Source organism: Pantoea sp. CFSAN033090 (assembly GCF_001264395.1).
Lineage (GTDB): Bacteria > Pseudomonadota > Gammaproteobacteria > Enterobacterales > Enterobacteriaceae > Pantoea > Pantoea agglomerans.
Genome location: NZ_LGYX01000021.1, coordinates 1 through 21,263, shown reverse-complemented (window position 1 = coordinate 21,263; position 21,263 = coordinate 1). Strand labels below are relative to the sequence as shown.

The 21,263-nt window shown below is 52.3% G+C and carries 18 protein-coding genes, 2 tRNA genes and 1 other RNA gene; 8 read left to right on the top strand and 13 right to left on the bottom strand.

Annotated elements, in window-relative coordinates:
* Positions 1-28 precede the first annotated feature (28 nt).
* Complete coding sequence (locus AFL22_RS17190) at positions 29-352, top strand: HI1450 family dsDNA-mimic protein (RefSeq protein WP_003853921.1); 324 nt, start codon at positions 29-31, stop codon at positions 350-352.
* Between the two features lie 48 nt (positions 353-400).
* On the opposite strand, the gene oppF is transcribed toward AFL22_RS17190, so the two are convergent.
* The 7 genes from oppF to AFL22_RS17155 all read right to left on the bottom strand — a co-directional run bounded on the left by oppF (position 401) and on the right by AFL22_RS17155 (position 9,012).
* Positions 401-1,402 (bottom strand): murein tripeptide/oligopeptide ABC transporter ATP binding protein OppF, encoded by a 1,002-nt coding sequence (gene oppF / locus AFL22_RS17185; protein ID WP_010244389.1) that lies wholly within the window; start codon positions 1,400-1,402, stop codon positions 401-403.
* Entirely contained in the window at positions 1,399-2,412 is a 1,014-nt protein-coding gene (locus AFL22_RS17180) for an ABC transporter ATP-binding protein (RefSeq protein WP_010244386.1), read from the bottom strand. Before AFL22_RS17180 ends, oppF begins: the two co-directional genes overlap by 4 nt.
* A gap of 11 nt (positions 2,413-2,423) precedes the next feature.
* On the bottom strand, positions 2,424-3,332 hold the full coding sequence (gene oppC / locus AFL22_RS17175) for an oligopeptide ABC transporter permease OppC (RefSeq protein ID WP_010244382.1): 909 nt from the start codon (positions 3,330-3,332) through the stop codon (positions 2,424-2,426).
* Positions 3,333-3,346: 14 nt separating this feature from the next.
* Positions 3,347-4,267 (bottom strand): oligopeptide ABC transporter permease OppB, encoded by a 921-nt coding sequence (oppB, locus tag AFL22_RS17170; protein ID WP_010244379.1) that lies wholly within the window; start codon positions 4,265-4,267, stop codon positions 3,347-3,349.
* A 92-nt stretch (positions 4,268-4,359) separates the two neighbouring features.
* Positions 4,360-6,000, bottom strand: a complete 1,641-nt coding sequence (gene oppA, locus AFL22_RS17165; RefSeq protein WP_010244375.1) for an oligopeptide ABC transporter substrate-binding protein OppA — start codon at positions 5,998-6,000, stop codon at positions 4,360-4,362.
* 156 nt (positions 6,001-6,156) lie between these two features.
* Positions 6,157-7,782 (bottom strand): ABC transporter substrate-binding protein, encoded by a 1,626-nt coding sequence (locus AFL22_RS17160; RefSeq protein WP_052271828.1) that lies wholly within the window; start codon positions 7,780-7,782, stop codon positions 6,157-6,159.
* Between the two features lie 582 nt (positions 7,783-8,364).
* Entirely contained in the window at positions 8,365-9,012 is a 648-nt protein-coding gene (locus tag AFL22_RS17155; protein ID WP_010244367.1) for a YchE family NAAT transporter, read from the bottom strand.
* 460 nt (positions 9,013-9,472) lie between these two features.
* On the opposite strand from AFL22_RS17155, the gene adhE reads away from it, so the two are divergent.
* Positions 9,473-12,160: a bifunctional acetaldehyde-CoA/alcohol dehydrogenase gene (gene adhE / locus AFL22_RS17150; protein WP_010670264.1), complete on the top strand. Its 2,688-nt coding sequence runs from the start codon at positions 9,473-9,475 to the stop codon at positions 12,158-12,160.
* Positions 12,161-12,228: 68 nt separating this feature from the next.
* Here the strand turns inward: adhE and tdk are convergent, their stop codons facing one another.
* On the bottom strand, positions 12,229-12,849 hold the full coding sequence (tdk, locus tag AFL22_RS17145; protein ID WP_010244362.1) for a thymidine kinase: 621 nt from the start codon (positions 12,847-12,849) through the stop codon (positions 12,229-12,231).
* A gap of 409 nt (positions 12,850-13,258) precedes the next feature.
* On the opposite strand from tdk, the gene hns reads away from it, so the two are divergent.
* Positions 13,259-13,666 (top strand): histone-like nucleoid-structuring protein H-NS, encoded by a 408-nt coding sequence (gene hns, locus AFL22_RS17140; protein ID WP_010244359.1) that lies wholly within the window; start codon positions 13,259-13,261, stop codon positions 13,664-13,666.
* A gap of 86 nt (positions 13,667-13,752) precedes the next feature.
* Here hns and AFL22_RS17135 read toward each other — a convergent pair whose 3' ends face one another.
* From AFL22_RS17135 to rssA, 5 genes are all read right to left on the bottom strand, one after another.
* On the bottom strand, positions 13,753-14,760 hold the full coding sequence (locus AFL22_RS17135; RefSeq protein WP_022625568.1) for an NAD-dependent epimerase: 1,008 nt from the start codon (positions 14,758-14,760) through the stop codon (positions 13,753-13,755).
* 14 nt (positions 14,761-14,774) lie between these two features.
* The gene (locus AFL22_RS17130) at positions 14,775-16,115 is read right to left on the bottom strand and encodes a UDP-glucose/GDP-mannose dehydrogenase family protein (RefSeq protein ID WP_031593141.1); all 1,341 of its coding nucleotides are present in this window, start codon (positions 16,113-16,115) and stop codon (positions 14,775-14,777) included.
* Between the two features lie 22 nt (positions 16,116-16,137).
* The gene (gene galU / locus AFL22_RS17125) at positions 16,138-17,046 is read right to left on the bottom strand and encodes a UTP--glucose-1-phosphate uridylyltransferase GalU (RefSeq protein WP_008925296.1); all 909 of its coding nucleotides are present in this window, start codon (positions 17,044-17,046) and stop codon (positions 16,138-16,140) included.
* Positions 17,047-17,239: 193 nt separating this feature from the next.
* Positions 17,240-18,256, bottom strand: coding sequence for a two-component system response regulator RssB (gene rssB, locus AFL22_RS17120; protein ID WP_010244345.1), 1,017 nt, complete (start codon positions 18,254-18,256; stop codon positions 17,240-17,242).
* A gap of 99 nt (positions 18,257-18,355) precedes the next feature.
* The gene (gene rssA / locus AFL22_RS17115) at positions 18,356-19,261 is read right to left on the bottom strand and encodes a patatin-like phospholipase RssA (protein ID WP_010244341.1); all 906 of its coding nucleotides are present in this window, start codon (positions 19,259-19,261) and stop codon (positions 18,356-18,358) included.
* Between the two features lie 96 nt (positions 19,262-19,357).
* Here rssA and AFL22_RS17110 point away from each other — a divergent pair, with 96 nt between their 5' ends.
* The 5 genes from AFL22_RS17110 (at position 19,358) to AFL22_RS17625 (ending at position 21,239) form a co-directional block, all read left to right on the top strand.
* The gene (locus AFL22_RS17110) at positions 19,358-19,813 is read left to right on the top strand and encodes a YchJ family protein (RefSeq protein WP_029519106.1); all 456 of its coding nucleotides are present in this window, start codon (positions 19,358-19,360) and stop codon (positions 19,811-19,813) included.
* 56 nt (positions 19,814-19,869) lie between these two features.
* On the top strand, positions 19,870-20,718 hold the full coding sequence (purU, locus tag AFL22_RS17105) for a formyltetrahydrofolate deformylase (protein WP_003852258.1): 849 nt from the start codon (positions 19,870-19,872) through the stop codon (positions 20,716-20,718).
* Positions 20,719-20,862: 144 nt separating this feature from the next.
* A tRNA-Tyr gene (locus AFL22_RS17100) sits at positions 20,863-20,947 on the top strand.
* 38 nt (positions 20,948-20,985) lie between these two features.
* Positions 20,986-21,070: transfer RNA gene (locus tag AFL22_RS17095), tRNA-Tyr, on the top strand.
* Between the two features lie 41 nt (positions 21,071-21,111).
* Positions 21,112-21,239, top strand: a non-coding RNA gene (locus AFL22_RS17625) — RtT sRNA.
* Positions 21,240-21,263 lie beyond the last annotated feature (24 nt).

The following is a 21,263-nucleotide window of genomic DNA, read 5'->3' as shown; positions in this document are numbered from 1 at the left end:
AAATGGCCGCAGGCCGACAGGACAGACTATGGATTTAAATAATCGCCTTACCGAAGATGAAACGCTGGAACAAGCCTACGATATTTTTCTCGAACTGGCAGTCGACAATCTTGATCCGGCAGACGTCATTCTCTTCAATCTGCAGTTCGAAGAGCGCGGTGGCGCAGAGCTGTTCGATCCCTCTGAAGACTGGAAAGATCATGTCGATTTCGATCTGAACCCGGACTTCTTCGCCGAGGTGGTGATTGGGCTGGGTGAAGCGGACGGTGAACCGATCACCGACGTCTTTGCTCGCGTGCTGCTGTGCCGCGAGAAAGACCACAAGCTTTGTCATATCCTGTGGCGTGAGTAAGCGTCAGATTTGATAAGAAAACGCCGGGCGATTGCCCGGCGTTTTGCATTATAGCGGGTCGACTTTCAGACAGGAGACCGCGTGATTGAAGCTGCCTTCCAGCAGCGGCCGGGTTTTCGCACACTCCGGACCGGCAATCGGACAACGGGTGCGGAACACGCAGCCTGATGGCGGATTGATCGGCGACGGCAGCTCCCCTTCCAGCAGCTGAATCTGCTTGTTCTTCTCCTTGTCCGGATCGGGAATCGGCACCGCGGACATCAGCGCACGGGTATAAGGATGCTGAGGATTGCTGTAGACCTCTTTGTAGGTACCCAGCTCCACCGCATGCCCCAGATACATTACCAGCACCCGGTCAGAGATATGTTTCACCACCGCCAGATCGTGCGCAATGAAGATCAGCGATAAGCCCATTTCACGCTGCAGCTGCTGCAACAGGTTAACCACCTGGGCCTGAATTGAGACGTCCAGTGCGGAGACCGGCTCATCACAGATAATCAGCTTTGGCTCCAGAATCAGCGCGCGGGCGATACCGATACGCTGACACTGACCGCCCGAGAACTCGTGCGGATAGCGGTTAATCAGGTTAGGCAGCAGCCCCACTTTCATCATCATATTTTTGACGCGGTCTTTCACTTCCTGACGCGCCATTTTTGGATGATAGGTACGCAGTGGCTCTGCGATGATATCGCCGATGGTCATACGCGGGTTCAGCGACGCCAGCGGATCCTGGAATATCATCTGGATATCGCTTCGCGCCTTGCGCCACTCCTCTTCACTTTGCCCCAGCAGATCACGGCCTAACCAGGCGACCCGACCTTCGGTCGCCTTCACCAGCCCGATAATGGCGCGCGCCAGGGTCGATTTACCACAGCCAGACTCGCCTACCACGCCCAGGGTTTCCCCCTCATACAGACGCAGGCTGACCCCATCGACTGCTTTCAGGGTTTTTGATGGCTGCCAGAACCACTGCCTGCCATCTTTGATGTCGAAATGCACCTTGAGGTCGGCGATTTCCAGCAACACTCTTTTTTCAGCTACGGTGCTCATACTAACTCCTCCACCGGCTTAAAGCAGGCGCGCAGACGGCCTTCGCCAAAGGGTTCCAGCGGTGGTGCCTGGGTGCAGATATCCATAGCGTGCGGGCAACGCGGCTGGAACGGGCAGCCCTGCGGCAGTCGCAGCAGGTTGGGTGGATTACCCGGAATCGTCGTCAGACTTTCCCCTTCCGCATCCAGACGCGGCACCGCATTAAGCAGGCCAATCGAGTAAGGATGTGACGGCTGATAAAAGACATCGCGGGCACGGCCATACTCCATGGTGCGTCCGGCATACATCACCAGCACTTTGTCGCAGATCCCCGCCACCACACCCAGATCGTGGGTGATCATGATAATGGCGGTGTTGAACTCGCGCTTCAGGTCGTTGAGCAGCGTCATAATCTGCGCCTGGACGGTAACATCCAGCGCGGTGGTCGGCTCGTCGGCAATCAGCAGTTTGGGACGGCACAGCAGCGCCATGGCGATCATGACGCGCTGACGCATACCGCCGGAGAACTCATGCGGATACATCTTCATCCGCTTGCGCGCTTCCGGCATTTTCACCGCATCGAGCATTCTCACCGACTCTTCAAACGCCTGCGCGTTGTTCATCCCTTTATGCAGCTTAAGCACTTCCATCAGCTGCTCGCCCACCCGCATATAGGGGTTCAGCGAGGTCATCGGGTCCTGGAAAATCATCGCAATCTGTTCGGCGCGCAGTTTATTGAGCTTGTTCTCGGGCAGATTCAGGATCTCTTTGCCATTGAACATCGCCGAACCGCCAATGCGGCCATTTTTCGCCAGCAGCCCCATCAGGGCAAAGGCGGTTTGTGATTTGCCGGAACCGGACTCACCGACAATGCCCAGCGTCTCACCGGCGCGCAGCGAGAAGTTCAGGTCGTTAACGGCGGTAACATCACCATCGTGCGTGCCAAAGGTAACGCGTAAATCTTTGACCGTAAGTAGCTGTTCGCTTCCCGCGCGGGCCGCCATTGCTGGCTGGAATTCATGAATAGTCATCGGGAAACTCCTTAACGATCTTTCGGGTCGAGGGCATCACGCAGGCCATCGCCGATAAAGTTGAAACAGAACAGCGTGACCACCAGGAAGCCTGCCGGATAGAGCAGCAGCCACGGCGACACTTCCATCGAGTTTGCCCCGTCGCTGAGGAGTGCGCCCCAGCTGCTCAGCGGCTCCTGCGTACCCAGGCCCAGGAAGCTCAGGAAGGATTCAAACAGGATCATGCTCGGCACCAGCAGCGAGGCGTAAACTACCACCACGCCCAGCACGTTCGGCACGATATGGCGCACCACGATTTTCCAGGTCGATACCCCACCCACATGGGCCGCTTCGATAAACTCTTTGCGCTTCAGGCTCAGCGTCTGGCCACGCACAATACGCGCCATATCGAGCCACGAAACCATACCGATAGCAGCAAAAATCAGCAGGATATTGCGACCAAAAAAGGTCACCAGCAGGATCACGAAGAACATAAACGGAAAGGAGTTAAGGATTTCCAGAATACGCATCATCACCGAGTCTGTTTTACCGCCGAGATAGCCAGCAATCGAGCCATAGAGCGTCCCGACAATCACCGCGATCAGCGCAGAAGCCACGCCCACCATCAGCGAGATGCGGCCACCGATAGCCACACGCACCAGCAGGTCACGACCCGAAGAATCAGTGCCGAACCAGTGACCAGAGGTGGTATCGGGCGGCGAGGACATCATGGCCCAGTCAGTATCGTCGTAGGTGAACTGCGCCAGCATCGGCGCAAAGATCACGAACAGGGTGATCAGGAATAGCACCAGCAGGCTGATGGAGGCAGCGCGGTTATGAATAAAACGACGACGCGCGTCCTGCCAGAGACTACGCCCTTCTACTTCCAGCTTCTCACTGAACGCATCAAGAGCTTCGCTGTTTTTCTTACTTAACATCATGGCGAACTCCGCAATCAGTAACGAATTTTGGGATCGATAACGGCATAGAGCACGTCAACAATCGCGTTGAATACGATGGTCAGCAAACCAACCAGAATGGTCAGGCTCATCACCAGTGAGTAGTCACGGTTCAGCGCGCCGTTCACAAACAGCTGACCGATGCCCGGCAGACCGTAGATCGACTCAATCACCATCGACCCGGTGATGATGCCGACAAATGCCGGTCCCATATAGGAGATCACCGGCAGCAACGCGGGCTTCAGCGCATGACGCATTACAATGCGGCGCAGCGGTAAGCCTTTGGCGCGCGCGGTGCGGATAAAGTTGGAGTGCATCACTTCAATCATCGATCCACGGGTGATACGCGCGATACTGGCGATGTAAGCCAGCGACAGCGCCACCATCGGCAGCAGCATGTAGTTCCACTGCCCGCCATTCCAGCCGCCGCCCGGCAGCCACTTCAGGGTGATGGCGAACAGCAGAACCAGCAACGGCGCGACCACGAAGCTGGGTATCACCACGCCGGTCATTGCCACCCCCATCACCGCAAAATCCCACAAGCTGTTCTGTTTGAGCGCAGCGATAACTCCGGCCGTGACGCCAAGTACCACCGCCAGCAGAAACGCGGCCAGCCCAAGTTTGGCCGAGACCGGGAACGCATGCGCGACCAGGTAGTTGACCGAATAATCTTTGTATTTAAAGGATGGGCCGAAGTCGCCGTGCGCCAGCTGCACCAGGTAATCGACATACTGCTTACCGATAGGATCGTTGAGGTGATATTTCGCCTCAATGTTGGCCATCACTTCCGGTGCCAGGGTGCGCTCGCCAGTAAACGGGCTGCCGGGTGCCAGTCGCATCATAAAGAAGGAGATGGTAATCAGGACGAACAGCGTCGGGAGCGCTTCAAGCAAGCGACGCAGGATGAATTTTAACATTGCCGTACCTACCAGGCTGTTGCTTCACAACATATAAAAAAAATTAAAAGGCGGCGCCAGACGCGCCGCCACTGCTGATAGCCTGAATGCTATTAGTGTTTGATGATGTAGAAGTTTTTATCGAGCGTTTTATCCAGTGGATCTTTACCGGTATAACCGCCGACATAAGGTTTCACCAGACGGGTGTTCACGTAGTAGTAAACCGGGACGATGGTGCTGTCTTTATCCATGATCTGCTCGGCCTGCTGATAGTCAGCTGCACGGGCTTTAGCATCCGGGGCCTTAATCGCGTCGCGAATCACTTTGTCAAACGCATCGCTCTTATAGTGCGAGGTGTTACTGCTGCTGTTGGACAGCATGGTGTTCAGGAAGGAAGTCGGTTCATTGTAGTCCGCACACCATGCCGCACGGGAAACATCGTAGTTACCCTGATGACGGGTATCCAGGAAGGTTTTCCACTCCTGGTTTTCCAGCTTGATGTTCACGCCGATATTTTTCTTCCAGATCGACGAGGCGGCAATTGCCAGCTTCTTGTGCAGATCGGAGGTGTTATAAAGCAGGTTAAAGGTCAGCGGTTTGTCGGCGGTGTAGCCCGCTTCTGCCAGCAGCTTTTTCGCCTCGGCATTACGCTTGTCCTGTGACCATTTGAACCAGTCTGGCGGCAGAATGTCCATGCCGTCGGTCGCTGGTGGCGTGTAGCTATAGGCAGGTTTCTGGCCCTGCGCCAGCACTTTATTCACCATGATGTCACGATCCAGACCCAGCTTCAGGGCAGCGCGCACGCGCGGATCGGTGAATGGCGCTTTCTGGTTGTTGATTTCGTAGTAATAGGTGCAGAGATATGGATCGACGTGCAGCTCTTTACCGTTGTCACGCTGCAGCTTTTTAAACAGCTCAATCGGCAGGTTGTTATAGGTCATGTCGCTGCCGTTCTCGGAGAAGTAACGGTTAACGTCACTGACTTCTGAACTGATCGGCAGGAAGGTGACTTTGTTCAGCACCGTATGCTCATTGTCCCAGTAGTTCGGGTTACGCACCAGGGTGATACGTTCGTTAATCACGTGCGCTTCAAGCTTAAAGGCACCGTTGCCGACCCAGTTCTGCGGCTGCGTCCACTGATCGCCAAATTTCTCAATCGCCGGTTTGTAAACCGGTGACATGACGGAGTTAATCAGCAGCTTATCAAAATAGGGAACCGGCTCGCTCAGGGTGACTTCCAGCGTGTGGTCATCAATAGCTTTTACGCCCAGATCGGTAACTGGTTTTTTACCGGCGATGATGTCATCGACGTTCAGGATATGACCATACTGCGGATAGCTGGCATACGGTGAGGCGGTTTTAGGATCGACCAGACGCTCCCAGCTGTAGACGAAGTCCTGCGCGGTGACCGGCTCGCCATTGGACCATTTGGCATTTTTACGTAAGTGGAAAGTCCACACTTTGAAATCTTTATTTTCATAGCTTTCCGCTACGGCCGGGATCGGTTTACCGTTGCTGTCATTGACCAGCAGACCTTCGTAAAGATCACGCGCTACGTTGTCTTCCGGCACACCTTCAATTTTGTGCGGATCGAGCGACTGCACTTCATCGCCATTGCCGCGAACCAGCTCCTGTTTTGCGGCCAGCTCAACGCCCGCAGGCACTGTTGCTGCGAAAGCCGCATTCCCTGCCAGCGCACTCACTGCGGCGAAAACGCCCGCTGCAATCAGGCTTTTTTTCGTGATGTTGTTCATTATTACACTCCAGTTTTATTATCGTCACCGTGGCGATGCTCTGCCCCGGCGTCCCCCGTCTGCGGGCTCCCTGGCCTGTTACCAGGGAGATTGACCCCAAAAAAAGGTCTGTTTGCTGATGCGCTTTCCGACTGTCTCGCCGAACAGGCGATCAGATCAGTGTTTTTTGATGAAATAGTACTTCAGGTCTGTCATGTCCTGCGGGTCTTTGCCCGTGAAGCCGCCAACCCAGGGCTTCACCAGGCGCACACTTACGCGGTAGTAAACTGGCACAATTGGTGAGTCTTTGTCGAGTTGTGTTTCAGCCTGCTGATACAGGCTGGCGCGCTGCGCCTCGCTGCCCGCCGTCAGCGTCTCCGCCATCAGACGATCAAAGGTCGCGCTGCTGTAAAACGCGGTGTTGATCGAGGCGTTGCTGATCAGCATGTTCAGGAAGGTTGAGGGTTCGTTGTAGTCGGCACACCAGGTGGCGCGCACCACGTCATACTGCGCCTGATGACGGGTCTCCAGCATGGTTTTCCACTCCTGATTCTGCAGCGTCACCTTAGCACCCAGGTTTTTCTGCCACATCGACGCGGCCGCAATCGCCTGCCGTTTGTTCTGATCGGAAGTGTTGTAGAGCAGCGTAAAGGTCAGCGGATGGGCAGCATCAAAGCCGGCCTCTGCCAGCAGCTTCTTCGCGGCTTCATTACGCTGCGCCTGCGTCCAGGTGAACCAGGCAGGTGGAGTGAGTTTGATACCGGCGGTGAAAGGCGGCGTCAGGCTGTAAGCCGGAATCTGCCCCTGGGCCATGATCTTATTGGCAATGACCTCGCGATCGAGGGTCATCTTCAGCGCGGCACGCACCCGCGCATCGGTAAACGGCGGCTTTTTGTTATTAATCTCGTAGTAGAAGGTGCAGAGCAGCGGGCTGACCTTCACTTCATCGCCCAGCTCTTTGCGCAGCTTGCCAAACATCTCTGGTGGCACCGCACTGTTGGTAATATCCGTGCCGCCGCTGCGGTAGCGATTAATATCGCTGTTTTCAGAGGCGATCGGCAGGAATGTCCCCTGTTCAATCACGGTGTGCGCATTATCCCAGTAGCGAGGATTGCGCTTCACGACAATTTTTTCATTCACTACCCAGTCGCTCAGCGTGTAGGCGCCGTTGCCGATGTAGTGACCCGGGCGGGTCCAGGCTTCGCCCCACTGCTTAATGGCTGGCGCATAAACCGGCTTCATCGCCGTATGCGCTAACATCGCCACCAGGTAAGGCACCGGCTCACTCAGGGTAATTTGCAGCCGATGGGCATCCAGCGCCTTCACGCCCAGCTGATCGGGTGACGCTTTACCGGCAACGATGGCATCAATATTGGCAAAATGGGCTGCCTGCAGATAGCTGGAGTAAGGCGACGCGGTTTTCGGGTCCACCAGACGGCGCCAGCTGTAGACGAAATCAGCGGCGGTAACCGGCTCACCGTTGCTCCACTTCGCATCCTCCCGCAGATTAAAAATCCAGACGGTGGGTTGCGGGTTTTCCCAGCTTTTAGCGACGCCAGGAACGACCTGCCCGCTGTTATCGGTATTGACCAGGCCGTCCAGCAGGTTGAGAATAATATTGGATTCCGGCACGCCTTCGGTTTTATGCGGATCCAGCGAGGAGACTTCACTGCCGTTATTGATCACAATCTGTTGCTGCGCGGCCAGTGTTGTACCCGGCGGCACCGTGGCGGCATAGGCCGGAGAAAATGCCATTAACAAAACGACTGCGAGTTTTGACCGCTGCTGCTGCAAATTCTTCATCCCAATCATGCGAAACGCCAACCTTAAATTAAGTATCCCGACAGGCTTAAGCAAAAAGCGTTCTCACTTTGGGCTTTCGGAGAAAAAATTTTACGTTGGGCCAAAAATTATCAGAAGCCGCGAAGGCGCGCCAAAGCAAAATAGCTAAAATGTTAACTAATTCTCTTTTATCATGAGAAGTCAGGCAGCGGAAGTGTTAATTTTCGTCCTGAAAATATCATATCGATATGAAAAATAGACTATTTAGCTGGAAACCCCTCTCAGGAGCGGAAAGCAGCGACAAACAGCCTCTTTTTTGGCACTTATATTGGGGAATCTGGCTTCAGCGTGATGAAATTTAAGATAGCGTGATTATTCTGGCAGTTTGTGAGGCTTACACGAAAATAGAGAGCAGAATATCGTGTGAAAATAGTGACATTATTTCGCAGAAAAAAGTCTGTGAGCCAGCGCGCAGTAATGAAATTTATAATTGCCTGATTCTGTTAAGCACAACGAATAATTGCATCGTAATGGTGCATAAAATGCCCCTCCTGCACCATTAAGGATCATTATTTCACTTCACTCTCTGAAATAAGTGAGCGTTTAATTGAGTAAGCCGGGAAAAATGGACTTCATGCCGGTGACAACAAATTCGATGCCCAGTGCCATCAGTAACAGACCCATAATACGCGTAATGACGTTGATACCGGTCTGGCCAAGAATACGCACCATTAACGGCGCGGCCCGGAAGAGTAACCAGCAGCAGAATGCAAAGATCGCAATCGCCAGAGTGAACCCCAGCAGATTTATCCAGCTGTGGTAGCGGGTGCTCCAGACAATGGTCGAGCTGATAGCACCCGGCCCCGCCATCAGAGGCAACGCCAGCGGCACAACCCCCACACTTTCACGAATCGCCGTTTCTGACTTCTCCTGCTTATTCTGCTTATCTTCGCCCAGCTTGCCGCTGATCATCGACATCGCAATGGTGACGACCAGGATCCCACCCGCGATGCGGAAGGAGTCAATCGAGATGCCAAACACATGCAGAATCGCATCCCCAAGGAACAGTGACGTCCAGAGAATAATAGCAACCGCCAGATTGGCAGTGAGGTTGGTTTTGTTACGCTCAGCCACCCCCTGATAACGGGTCATGCTGATGAAGACCGGAATAATTCCCACCGGATTGACCAGCGCAAAAAGCCCGACAAAAAATTTTATATAGCCTGATAAATCTAACAGCGCAGGGTTCACGACTTTACTCCGTACTACAGGGGGGGAAAACGCGCCTAATGTATGTGAAAACAGGCACGGACGCCAGATGCTGACTCAGCTATTTATACTGTTGAATGACGGAGCATCCAGCGCTTTACCCCAGAGATTAAAAAGTGACTGGATTTAGCCGCTACCAGGCTGATGACGTGAAGAGGTAACCAATTTGATAAACAAAGGGCGCAAAGGGGAGCTGAAAGGTGTCAGCTTGCGGTTAAATTGATCTGCATCAAAATTGCCCTACCCCAAACCAGGTAATCTTTTCGCAACGGAAGTATTAGCGTCAGCGAAGAAAACCTCACTGACTGCAACAGAAGACTAGTTCAGTAAACAGTTGAAAATCCGGGCGTTCTAATCCAGTCCAGCGCCTTATGGCAACGTGACTATACTCATGGCGCAGGATTGTTTACTAAAAAAGTTTAACTTCCTTCAGGAGAACACCATGGCCGTAACCAATGTCGCCGAACTTAATGCACTGGTTGAACGTGTAAAAAAAGCCCAGCGTGAATATGCCAACTTTTCTCAACAACAGGTCGACGCTATCTTCCGTGCCGCCGCCCTCGCCGCCGCAGACGCCCGAATCCCGCTTGCCAAGATGGCCGTTGCCGAATCCGGTATGGGCATCGTCGAAGACAAAGTGATCAAAAACCATTTTGCTTCAGAATATATCTACAACGCTTATAAAGATGAAAAAACCTGTGGTGTGTTAGCCACGGATGATACTTTCGGCACCATTACCATCGCCGAACCTATTGGCCTGATTTGCGGTATCGTCCCGACGACCAACCCCACTTCAACCGCCATCTTCAAAGCATTAATCAGCCTTAAAACCCGTAACGGCATCATCTTCTCTCCCCATCCACGAGCCAAAGATGCGACCAACAGAGCGGCAGATATCGTGCTGCAGGCGGCGGTGGCTGCCGGTGCGCCAAAAGATATTATCGGCTGGATCGACGCACCTTCCGTTGAGCTGTCCAATCAACTGATGCACCACCCTGACATCAACCTGATTCTCGCCACTGGCGGTCCGGGCATGGTGAAAGCGGCTTACAGCTCCGGTAAACCTGCGATTGGTGTCGGTGCGGGTAATACGCCGGTCGTGATTGATGAAACCGCCGATCTGAAACGTGCGGTTGCGTCGATTCTGATGTCGAAAACCTTTGATAACGGGGTTATCTGCGCCTCTGAACAATCGGTGATTGTGGTCGATTCAGTCTATGACGCGGTGCGTGAACGTTTCGCCAGCCACGGCGGTTATATGCTGCAGGGTGCCGAACTGAGCGCGGTGCAGAATATTATTCTGAAAAACGGCGGCCTGAATGCGGCTATCGTAGGCCAGCCAGCGTTCAAAATTGCGGAGATGGCCGGTATCAGCGTGCCACCGAGCACTAAGATTCTGATTGGCGAAGTGAAGCTGGTGGATGAGTCTGAGCCGTTCGCTCATGAAAAACTCTCACCAACCCTTGCGATGTATCGGGCGAAAGATTTCCAGGATGCGGTCGCGAAAGCAGAAAAACTGGTCGCCATGGGCGGTATCGGCCACACCTCCTGTCTCTATACCGATCAGGACAACCAGACCGAACGCGTTCACTACTTCGGCGACAAAATGAAAACCGCGCGTATTCTGATCAACACCCCCGCCTCGCAGGGCGGTATCGGCGACCTCTACAACTTTAAACTGGCGCCGTCTCTGACGCTGGGTTGTGGTTCGTGGGGCGGAAACTCTATTTCAGAGAACGTCGGTCCAAAACATCTGATCAATACCAAAACTGTCGCCAAGCGAGCTGAGAATATGTTGTGGCATAAACTTCCTAAATCCATCTACTTCCGTCGGGGTTCACTGCCAATTGCGCTGGAAGAAGTGGCAACGGATGGCGCGAAACGTGCCTTTATCGTCACTGACCGCTTCCTGTTCAATAACGGCTATGCCGACCAGGTTACCCGCGTGCTGAAATCACACGGCATTGAAACGGAAGTGTTCTTCGAAGTTGAAGCTGACCCGACGCTGAGCATCGTGCGTAAAGGTGCTGAGCAGATGAACAGCTTCAAACCGGATGTCATCATCGCGCTGGGCGGTGGCTCACCGATGGATGCCGCGAAAATCATGTGGGTGATGTACGAACATCCGGAAACTCACTTCGAGGAGCTGGCGTTACGTTTCATGGATATCCGTAAACGTATCTACAAGTTCCCGAAAATGGGTGTCAAAGCGCGCATGATTGCCATCACCACCACGTCCGGTACCGGTTCTGAAGTCACGCCGTTTGCTGTAGTGACCGATGATGCGACGGGTCAGAAATATCCGCTCGCTGACTACGCACTGACGCCTGATATGGCGATTGTCGATGCCAACCTGGTGATGGATATGCCGCGTTCACTCTGCGCCTTCGGCGGTCTGGATGCCGTGACACACGCGCTGGAAGCTTATGTTTCAGTACTGGCGAATGAATACTCTGACGGACAGGCGCTGCAGGCGCTGAAACTGCTGAAAGAGAATCTGCCAGCCAGCTATGCCGAAGGCGCCAAAAATCCGGTGGCGCGTGAGCGCGTACACAATGCCGCCACTATCGCCGGTATTGCGTTTGCCAACGCCTTCCTCGGGGTTTGTCACTCAATGGCGCATAAGCTGGGTTCAGAGTTCCATATCCCACACGGCCTGGCCAACGCCCTGTTAATCTCTAACGTTATTCGCTACAACGCGAATGACAACCCGACTAAACAGACCGCTTTCAGCCAGTACGATCGCCCTCAGGCGCGCCGTCGCTACGCCGAGATTGCTGACCATCTGGGTCTGAGCGCACCAGGCGACCGCACCGCGCAGAAAATTGAGAAGCTGCTCGCCTGGCTTGATGAGATTAAAACTGAACTTGGTATTCCAACCTCTATCCGTGAGGCGGGTGTGCAGGAAGCGGACTTCCTGGCGAAAGTCGATAAACTGGCCGATGATGCGTTTGATGACCAGTGTACCGGCGCTAACCCACGTTATCCGCTGATTGCTGAACTGAAACAGATTATGCTTGATACCTACTACGGTCGTGAATTTGTCGAACCGTTCTCAAGCGTAGCCGAAGCCATTGCTGAGCAGCCGGTAAAAGGTATTAAGCTTGAGAAGAAAGCCAAAAAAGTCTGATAGTGCCGTTCTGACTGTCTGATAAAAAAACCCGCTTCGGCGGGTTTTTTATTGCCTGAATAATAGGGTTAATTCAGCGGAGTCTGAGCGCCATGGATCGCCTGCAACGATCCCTGCTCTATCGCCTGTTTATAATGCTTACGGCAGACTGAGATATAACGTTCGTTACCGCCAATCACCACCTGCTCACCCTCACTGAAAGGTTTGCCCTCGCTATCCAGTCGCAGAACCATACTGGCCTTGCGCCCACAGTGACAAATAGTTTTGAGTTCAACCAGCTTATCTGCCCACGCCAGCAGATACTGACTGCCAACAAACAGTTCACCGCGAAAATCCGTGCGCAGACCATAACAGAGCACCGGGATATCAAGGTCGTCTACGACATCTGACAGCGCTTTAACCTGCTCACGGGTCAGGAACTGACTCTCATCAACCAGCACGCAATGGACAGGCTGAACGGCATGTTCAGCAGCGATGTCGCTGTAGAGTGATGTCTCTGCGTTGTATAGCAAGGCCGGTGACGATAGTCCGATACGGGAACTCACCTGCCCGGCACCAAAGCGATTATCGATTTCAGCGGTGTAAACCAGTGAACGCATGCCGCGCTCATGATAGTTATATGAGGATTGTAGCAGTGCGGTTGATTTCCCTGCATTCATGGCAGAGTAATAGAAATAGAGTTGAGCCATCGGCGCGTATCTTCATCAGGACTGAATGGAATGGCGCGCATATTACCACAAAGCGGCGGCAATACGTTGCGGTTGATGAATGAATAAAGTGTAACGACTGGCCGTTTATTCCTCTGCATGCCGTTTCCAGCGCCTGTTAAGTGCAGTGCCGAACGGGATAAGTTTTGCTTATTTTACCCGCAACAAAAGCAATGACATTTTTGTTGCTGACCTGAATACATTAAATTTATTTGATATCGGACTAAAGGAAAATATTTTTATTCTGCACAACTGTGCAATTTTCTGGTGAAAATTATTTTTAGTCACGTGGGTAATTAGTGATATACATATTTTTATGATTGCAGTTATTTTATGTCGCCACTACTATTAGCGGGCAACACAACTTTTCCCTTATTCAGAGACCAGGACAATGAGCGAAGCACTAAAAGTTCTTAATAATATCCGTACGCTGCGCGCCCAGGCCAGAGAGTATTCCGTTGAAATACTGGAAGAGATGCTGGAAAAGCTGGACGTAGTAGTAAAAGAGCGCCGCGAAGAAGAGTCTCATTTTCAGGCAGAAAATGAAGAACGCACGCGTAAACTTAATCAGTATCGTGAAATGCTACTGGCTGATGGTATTGACCCGAATGAACTGATTAACACGCTGACCGACACACGGACTGCGGCAAAAGGTAAACGCTCAGTACGTCCGGCTAAATATGGTTACACCGATGAAAAAGGCGAGTCCAGAACCTGGACCGGTCAGGGCCGCACACCGGCCGTGATTAAAAAAGCGCTGGAAGAACAGGGTAAAAAGCTGGACGATTTTTTACTGTAAAGACCCGCAGGGTGACTGCCTTCCTGGCAGCCTGATGCGCAATAAAAAAGGAAGCCGGAGCTTCCTTTTTTCTTTTAATCAGATACTCAGACGCGGTAAAAGTCGCGGTACCAGTCCACAAAGTTTTTAACGCCCTCTTCCACCCCGGTCTGCGGTTTGAATCCAATTGCCTTAAACAAGGCTTCGGTATCCGCACTGGTTTCCAGTACATCTCCAGGCTGCATTGGCATCAGATTTTTCTTCGCAGTAATGCCCAGGGCTTTTTCAATCGCTTCGATATAGCTCATCAACGTGACAGGCTGACTGTTTCCAATATTATAAACACGATAAGGCGCTGAACTGGTTGCCGGCGATCCGGTTTCAACTGTCCAGTTGTCGTCCTGTTGTGGAATAACATCCTGCAGGCGAACAATGGCTTCAGCAATATCGTCAATATAGGTAAAGTCGCGTTTCATCTGGCCCTGGTTATATACGTCAATCGCCTCACCGGCAATCATTGCACGGGTGAATTTGAATAACGCCATATCCGGACGGCCCCACGGGCCATAGACCGTAAAGAAGCGCAATCCAGTGGTCGGCAGCTGATAGAGATGCGAGTAAGTGTGTGACATTAGCTCGTTAGCTTTTTTGGTCGCTGCATATAAAGAAACCGGATGATCAACGCTATCTTCGGTTGAGAACGGCATCTTGCGATTCAGACCATAGACTGAACTGGATGAGGCGTAGAGCAGATGTTCAATTTTATGATGACGGCAACCTTCAAGGATATTGAGGTGACCCGTCAGATTGGAGTCTGCGTAGGCATGAGGATTTTCAATGGAATACCGGACACCAGCCTGAGCGCCAAGATGGATAACGCGCTGGAATTTTTGCTGATCGAACAGTGACGCCATTGCGTCACGGTCCGCCAGGTCCATCTCAATAAAAGTAAAACCAGGATCGGCCTTAATTAAATTGAGACGGGCATGCTTGAGATTTACGTCGTAATAATCATTCAGGTTGTCGATACCGACAACCTGGTGACCGGCGGCCAGCAGACGCTGGCTGACATGAAAACCAATAAAACCTGCGGCGCCGGTGACCAGAAAGTTCATAAATCCCTCGTTAATTATGCAGTTTGAATAGACGCTCCGCGGCCGATTGCATAATAAACGAAACCGCGTTTGCTGATACGCTCTGGATCATACAGGTTACGACCATCAAAAATCACGGCTTCTTTCAGTGCATTTTTGATGATGTCGAAGTCAGGCGCACGGAAGTTTTGCCACTCCGTACAGATGACCAGACCGTCAGCGCCCTGCAGTGCGGCTTCTTTGGTACCCATCAGCTTAAGATCGCTGCGGTGACCGTAGATACGCTGTGCTTCATCCATCGCTTCAGGGTCAAACGCCTGAACAGATGCGCCAGCTTCCCACAGCGTTTCCATCAGCACACGGCTGGAGGCTTCACGCATGTCGTCAGTGTTCGGCTTAAATGACAGGCCCCAGAGCGCAAACGTTTTACCTTTCAGATCGTCACCAAAATGACGTTTGATAAAGGTTGGCAGCTTGTTTTTCTGGTTGTCATTCACATCTTCCACGGCCTGCAACAGACGTGGCTGATAGCCAATTGACTCAGCGGTACGGATTAACGCCTGCACATCTTTCGGGAAGCAGGAGCCGCCGTAACCACAGCCAGGATAGATAAAGTGGTAGCCAATGCGGGGATCGGAACCGATGCCCTGGCGTACTTTTTCAATATCCGCGCCTAAACGTTCAGCCAGGTTAGACATCTCATTCATAAAGCTGATTTTGGTGGCCAGCATGCAGTTTGCTGCATACTTGGTCAGCTCTGCGCTGCGGATATCCATCATGATCATACGATCGTGGTTACGGTTAAACGGCTCATAGAGCTCGCGTAACAGTTCTACCACGTCGTCGTTGTCAGTACCGACAACGATACGTTCTGGACGCATACAGTCATTGACTGCAGCACCTTCTTTGAGGAATTCCGGGTTAGATACCACATCAAAAGTGATGTTGGCGTCACGCGCTTTCAGCGCTTCCGTCATTACCGCACGAACTTTGTCTGCTGTGCCAACCGGAACGGTTGATTTGTCGATAACCACTTTGTGATCGTTCATATGCTGCGCAATGGTGCGCGCTACGGCGGTCACATATTTCAGATCGGCAGAGCCGTCTTCATCTGGTGGAGTACCAACTGCAATAAACTGCATAACACCATGGTTTACGCCCATCTCAGCATCAGTGCTGAACTTCAGACGACCCGCTTCGTAATTGGACATTACCAGCGGCGTTAAACCTGGTTCGAAAATAGGAATGATGCCTTTTTTCAGATTTTCGACTTTGTTTTCGTCGACATCAATGCAGAGAACGTCATGTCCGACTTCGGCTAACACCGCAGCCTGAACCAGACCGACATAGCCGATACCAAATACAGTGACTTTCATCGAGTTATCCTGTGTTTATGAATTACTTTTTGTTGCCAACTGCGCCATCGAGCCATTCAGAAAAATCTTTGCCCAATACCGGATGACGAACACCGTACTCAACGAAAGCCTGCATGTAGCCCAGTTTGTTACCACAGTCATGGCTGACGCCTTTCAGGTGATATGCTTCAACTGTCTCTTTTTCCATCAGCATTGCAATGGAGTCAGTCAGCTGAACTTCGCCGCCTGCACCTGGAGGCGTTTTAGCCAGCAGTGGCCAGATCTCTGAAGAGAGAACATAACGACCTACAACGGCCAGGTTTGATGGGGATTCTGACGCTTTAGGCTTCTCAACCACACCGACCATTGGTGCGCTGTCGCCTGGGTTCAGTTCTGCGCCCTGGCAATCGACAACACCGTATGCAGTCACATCGGCAACCGGCTCAACCATGATCTGGCTGCGGCCAGACTCTTCATAACGGCTCAGCATCTCTGCCAGGTTATCTTTGGTTGGGTTAGATTCATATTCGTCGATGATGACGTCTGGCAGGATAACCGCAAACGGCTCATCACCGATCAGTGGGTGTGCACACATTACAGCGTGACCCAGACCTTTAGCGATGCCCTGACGAACCTGCATGATGGTGACGTGTGGCGGGCAGATTGACTGGATTTCATCCAGCAGCTGACGCTTAACGCGTTTTTCCAGCATTGATTCCAGTTCGAAGCTGGTATCAAAGTGGTTTTCGATGGCATTTTTTGATGAATGCGTTACCAGCACAATTTCGTTGATGCCAGCAGCGATACACTCGTTAACGACATACTGGATTAACGGCTTATCAACCAGCGGTAACATTTCTTTAGGAATCGCTTTGGTAGCCGGGAGCATACGCGTACCCAAACCCGCTACCGGGATTACCGCTTTTTTTACTTTGGTATTATTGGCAGACATTAAGATACCTCTCTTATAGGCCGTTCAAGTTAATACTTGATATGTCGGTTTAAAATCGGAAATGAGTATATCAGTTAGTATCGAACGGATTTATCCTGGAAGGCACCAAACCGTCGAAATTAAGACTATTACCCAACTGTAAAGCTAAACTCTGGCCCTGTCCTCAGCGCCAGAATTCCTCTGTTTTTACGGCTTATTCTTCCGTCGATAGCATCAGCCGAATGCGCCCGCCCGCGCCCCAGACGTGGCATTGCCAGTTTTCTGCGCGCTGACTGATCTGGTTAAGATGGGTGCTGCCCATAGTGCCAAGGGGGACACCATTGCTGAGCTGAATCTGATGGGCATGAACATGGAGTGTGGCGTTCAATCCGGCCGAAACCAGAATTAAGTTCTTTAATCCGCGATGATAGTACCCAACCAGTAACGGGAACTGGCCGCTCAGGTTCGCCTGGCGCAGTAACAGATTGACCTGTCTGAGCAGCCCATTAAGTTCCGGCAGACGCTGTTTCTGCCCGGTCAGTTGCTCCTGCAGCAGGCCATTGAACAGCGCCCGCAGCAGCAACGCTGCCAGCACGCCATTATCACCGGCACGGGTCACGTCCAGACAGTAGAACGCCAGATCTTTATCGGAGAGCGCCGCGATATCAAGCACCAGCCCAGGCTGCTCGGCCATCGTCAACTGACGATAGTTAACCCGGCAGTTGGCAATAGTCTGCTGCACCGGTGGCTGGAGTTGCTTGAGCAGCTTGGCAGCCGCTTTAGGATCACGAACCAGCGCATCCCAGTCCTGGAACAGTTGTTCATCCTCTTCCACTTTCGAAGTGAACATAGAGGGATAGAGACACTCATAGACCGCTTCACGGAAGCGCTCAAAGTTTTTAAGTGGTTTAAGCAGCACATCCTGCACCCCAAGACGCAATACATGCGCAATATCCGACATGTTCTCGGTTGCTGAGATGATTAAAATCGGCACGATGTTGCCGCGGGTACGAATGTGCTCAACGAACTGGATGCCGCTCATGCGGGGCATTTCCAGATCGCAGATAATCAGGTCGACAGTATGCTGTTGTAGTTGTGCAATTGCTTCCAGACCATCTTCCGCTTGTAACGTCACAGCACCCATCGATAACAAAAATTGGTCCAGCAACGAACGGAAAACAGCCTCATCTTCGACAATGAGTATCTTTTTGCCGAGTAGTGGTTTTTCCATTCTTTCCCCCTGCGTACCAGATATTTCAATAGTGGTTCATAAAACGCAGTTGCGCCTTTAAGAATTGGCTGAAGTCACCGCTTTGAATGAACAACCTGATTATCTGCCACGGACCAGTGGTAATAGTTCATCCATTTTCTTCTCTACGGCGGCCTTGCCTGCTTCAATGGCTTCCTCAGCACGATGAAAGTCCAGCGTCGAAATTTGCGGACAAACCGGCTGAATCAAAACATCGGGCGGATCGCCTGCCATGCGATTCCGCTTCAGGCGATTTTCCAGCACCTGGATAGAGGTGGACATAATCTCCATCGCGCCAGGTGACTGAGACGCACGGCGCTGGCTGAAATTCACCAGACGCTGACGCAGCTTCCCACCCCAACTCAATGCCGCTGCGGCGGCTTCTTCTTCGCTATTCTGTGGTGTCACGGAAAAGAGATCCTGCTGCATTAAATGCGCGTCATGCTGCAAGTCAACGGCGATAACAATGTCTGCCCCCAGGGCACGGGTAAGTGAAATCGGCACCGGGTTGACTACGGCACCATCCACCAGCCAATACCCATTGTAGCCCACCGGCGGTAATAAACCTGGCATACTGCATGAAGCGCGTACTGCCTGATGCAGATCGCCCTCTGTCAGCCAGAGTTCACGACCGGTACTGAGGTTAGTCGCCACCACGCCAAAGGGTTTATGACAGTGCTCTATCGTGTCATTGGGGATCAGCTGACGAACATGGCTAAAGACCCGCTCACCGCGCAGCAGTCCGCCACGCTGCCAGGAGACATCCATCAGGCGAATAACATCCCAGTAGCGAAATGCACTGACCCATTTTTCCATCAGCGGCAGACGGTTATTCACATAGGCAGATCCGACTAATGCCCCGACAGAGCAGCCCGCAACGACGTCGATCTCAATACCTGCACGCTCCAGCGCGTTGATCACGCCGATGTGCGCCCATCCTTTGGCCGCTCCAGAACCCAGAGCCAATCCAATTTTTACCTTTCTCATTTCTGTCTGGTCCTGCCGTCAATACGTAGCATCACAACACGGGGTCAGCTAACATAGCGCGCTTGTAAAACCGACCCATCATTCCCGGGAGATAATGTGTCAGAAACCTGCCCATGTTGTAGCGGAGAGCAGTATAGCGTATGTTGCGAGCCCTTTCTTCAGGGTAACCAGATTCCTGTTACAGCTGAACAACTTATGCGATCCCGTTATTGCGCTTATGTGCAGCATAATGCGGACTATCTGGTTGCGACCTGGCATCCTGAGAAGCGTCATCCGGCGCTGTCAGGGCTTTTATCTGAAAGTTTTCCAGGAACCGACTGGCTCAGCCTGAATGTAACCCGTTGTAATCATGGAAGCCATGAGAACGAAGCTTTCGTTACCTTTTTTGCGCGATACCGCGAGAAAACCAACATTCAGGCTATTCATGAATGTTCACGCTTTCTTCGTGAGGATCAACGCTGGTACTATGTTGACGGTACAGCACCGCCCGTGGGGCGTAACGATCGCTGCCCGTGCGGCAGTGAAAAAAAATACAAAAAATGTTGTGGTTAAGCTGACGGCTACCCCAGCGGTTTTACCCCTAATGCTTTGACAGGACTCTGATTGAGATGCAAGCGCAAACCATGCAAAGAAAAGTTTTACGAACCATTTGTCCCGATGCAAAAGGTCTGATCGCCAAAATCACCAATATTTGTTACAAGCACGAACTTAATATCGTGCAGAACAATGAGTTTGTTGATCATCGCACCGGGCGTTTTTTCATGCGTACCGAACTGGAAGGAATCTTCAACGACAACACCCTGCTCGCAGACCTCGACAGCGCCCTGCCCCAGGGTTCAGTCCGGGAACTGCACAGCGCCGGTCGTCGCCGCGTGGTGATTCTGGTCACTAAAGAGGCGCATTGCCTGGGCGATCTGTTAATGAAGAGCGCGTTTGGCGGCCTGGATATGGAAATTGCGGCGGTAGTGGGTAACCACGACACCTTGCGTTCGCTGGTTGAGCGTTTTGACATTCCGTTTGTGCTGGTGAGCCATGAGGGACTGACGCGGGAAGAGCACGATAACCGCATGGTGGAAGAGATTGACCGCTATCAGCCCGATTACGTGGTGCTGGCGAAATATATGCGCGTCCTGACGCCCGCCTTTGTGCAGCGTTATCCGAACCAGATTATCAATATTCACCACTCCTTCCTGCCCGCCTTTATCGGCGCCCGTCCCTATCATCAGGCTTATGAACGTGGCGTGAAGATCATCGGTGCCACCGCGCACTATGTGAACGACAATCTCGATGAAGGCCCAATCATCATGCAGGATGTGATAAACGTTGATCACAGCTACACCGCCGATGAGATGATGCGCGCCGGTCGCGACGTAGAAAAGAATGTCCTGAGCAACGCACTGTATAAAGTGCTGGGGCAGCGCGTGTTCGTTTACGGCAACCGCACGATTATTCTTTAATCAGCCAGTGCGCTGAATTGTCTGCAGATTCAGCGCTACGCGTAAAAAGTGGGCAAACAGTTGCGGTTTTGCCAGTGGGCGCTTTACACCCTTATCGCATTTGGTATGATGCGCCCCGCTTTAAGAGAGAAAGATTCAGGCCATGGTGGGATTCCCGAGCGGCCAAAGGGAGCAGACTGTAAATCTGCCGTCACAGACTTCGAAGGTTCGAATCCTTCTCCCACCACCATCTGAATCTGAATCATCTTAAGCCACATCACTATCCCAGGTGGGATTCCCGAGCGGCCAAAGGGAGCAGACTGTAAATCTGCCGTCACAGACTTCGAAGGTTCGAATCCTTCTCCCACCACCATCTCGTATGTTGCACACCATCCCCAAAATAATACCTAAGCTTCCTGTTCTGCGGGGAGAGGGATGAGAACCTTCGATTAAGGTTCGGGTCGAGCATCGCGAGACAACGCGCTTCAGCGCGGCCCGCAGGGTGAGGCGCAACGCGCCGAATAATCCTTCTCCCACCACCATCTCGTATGTTGCACACCATCCCC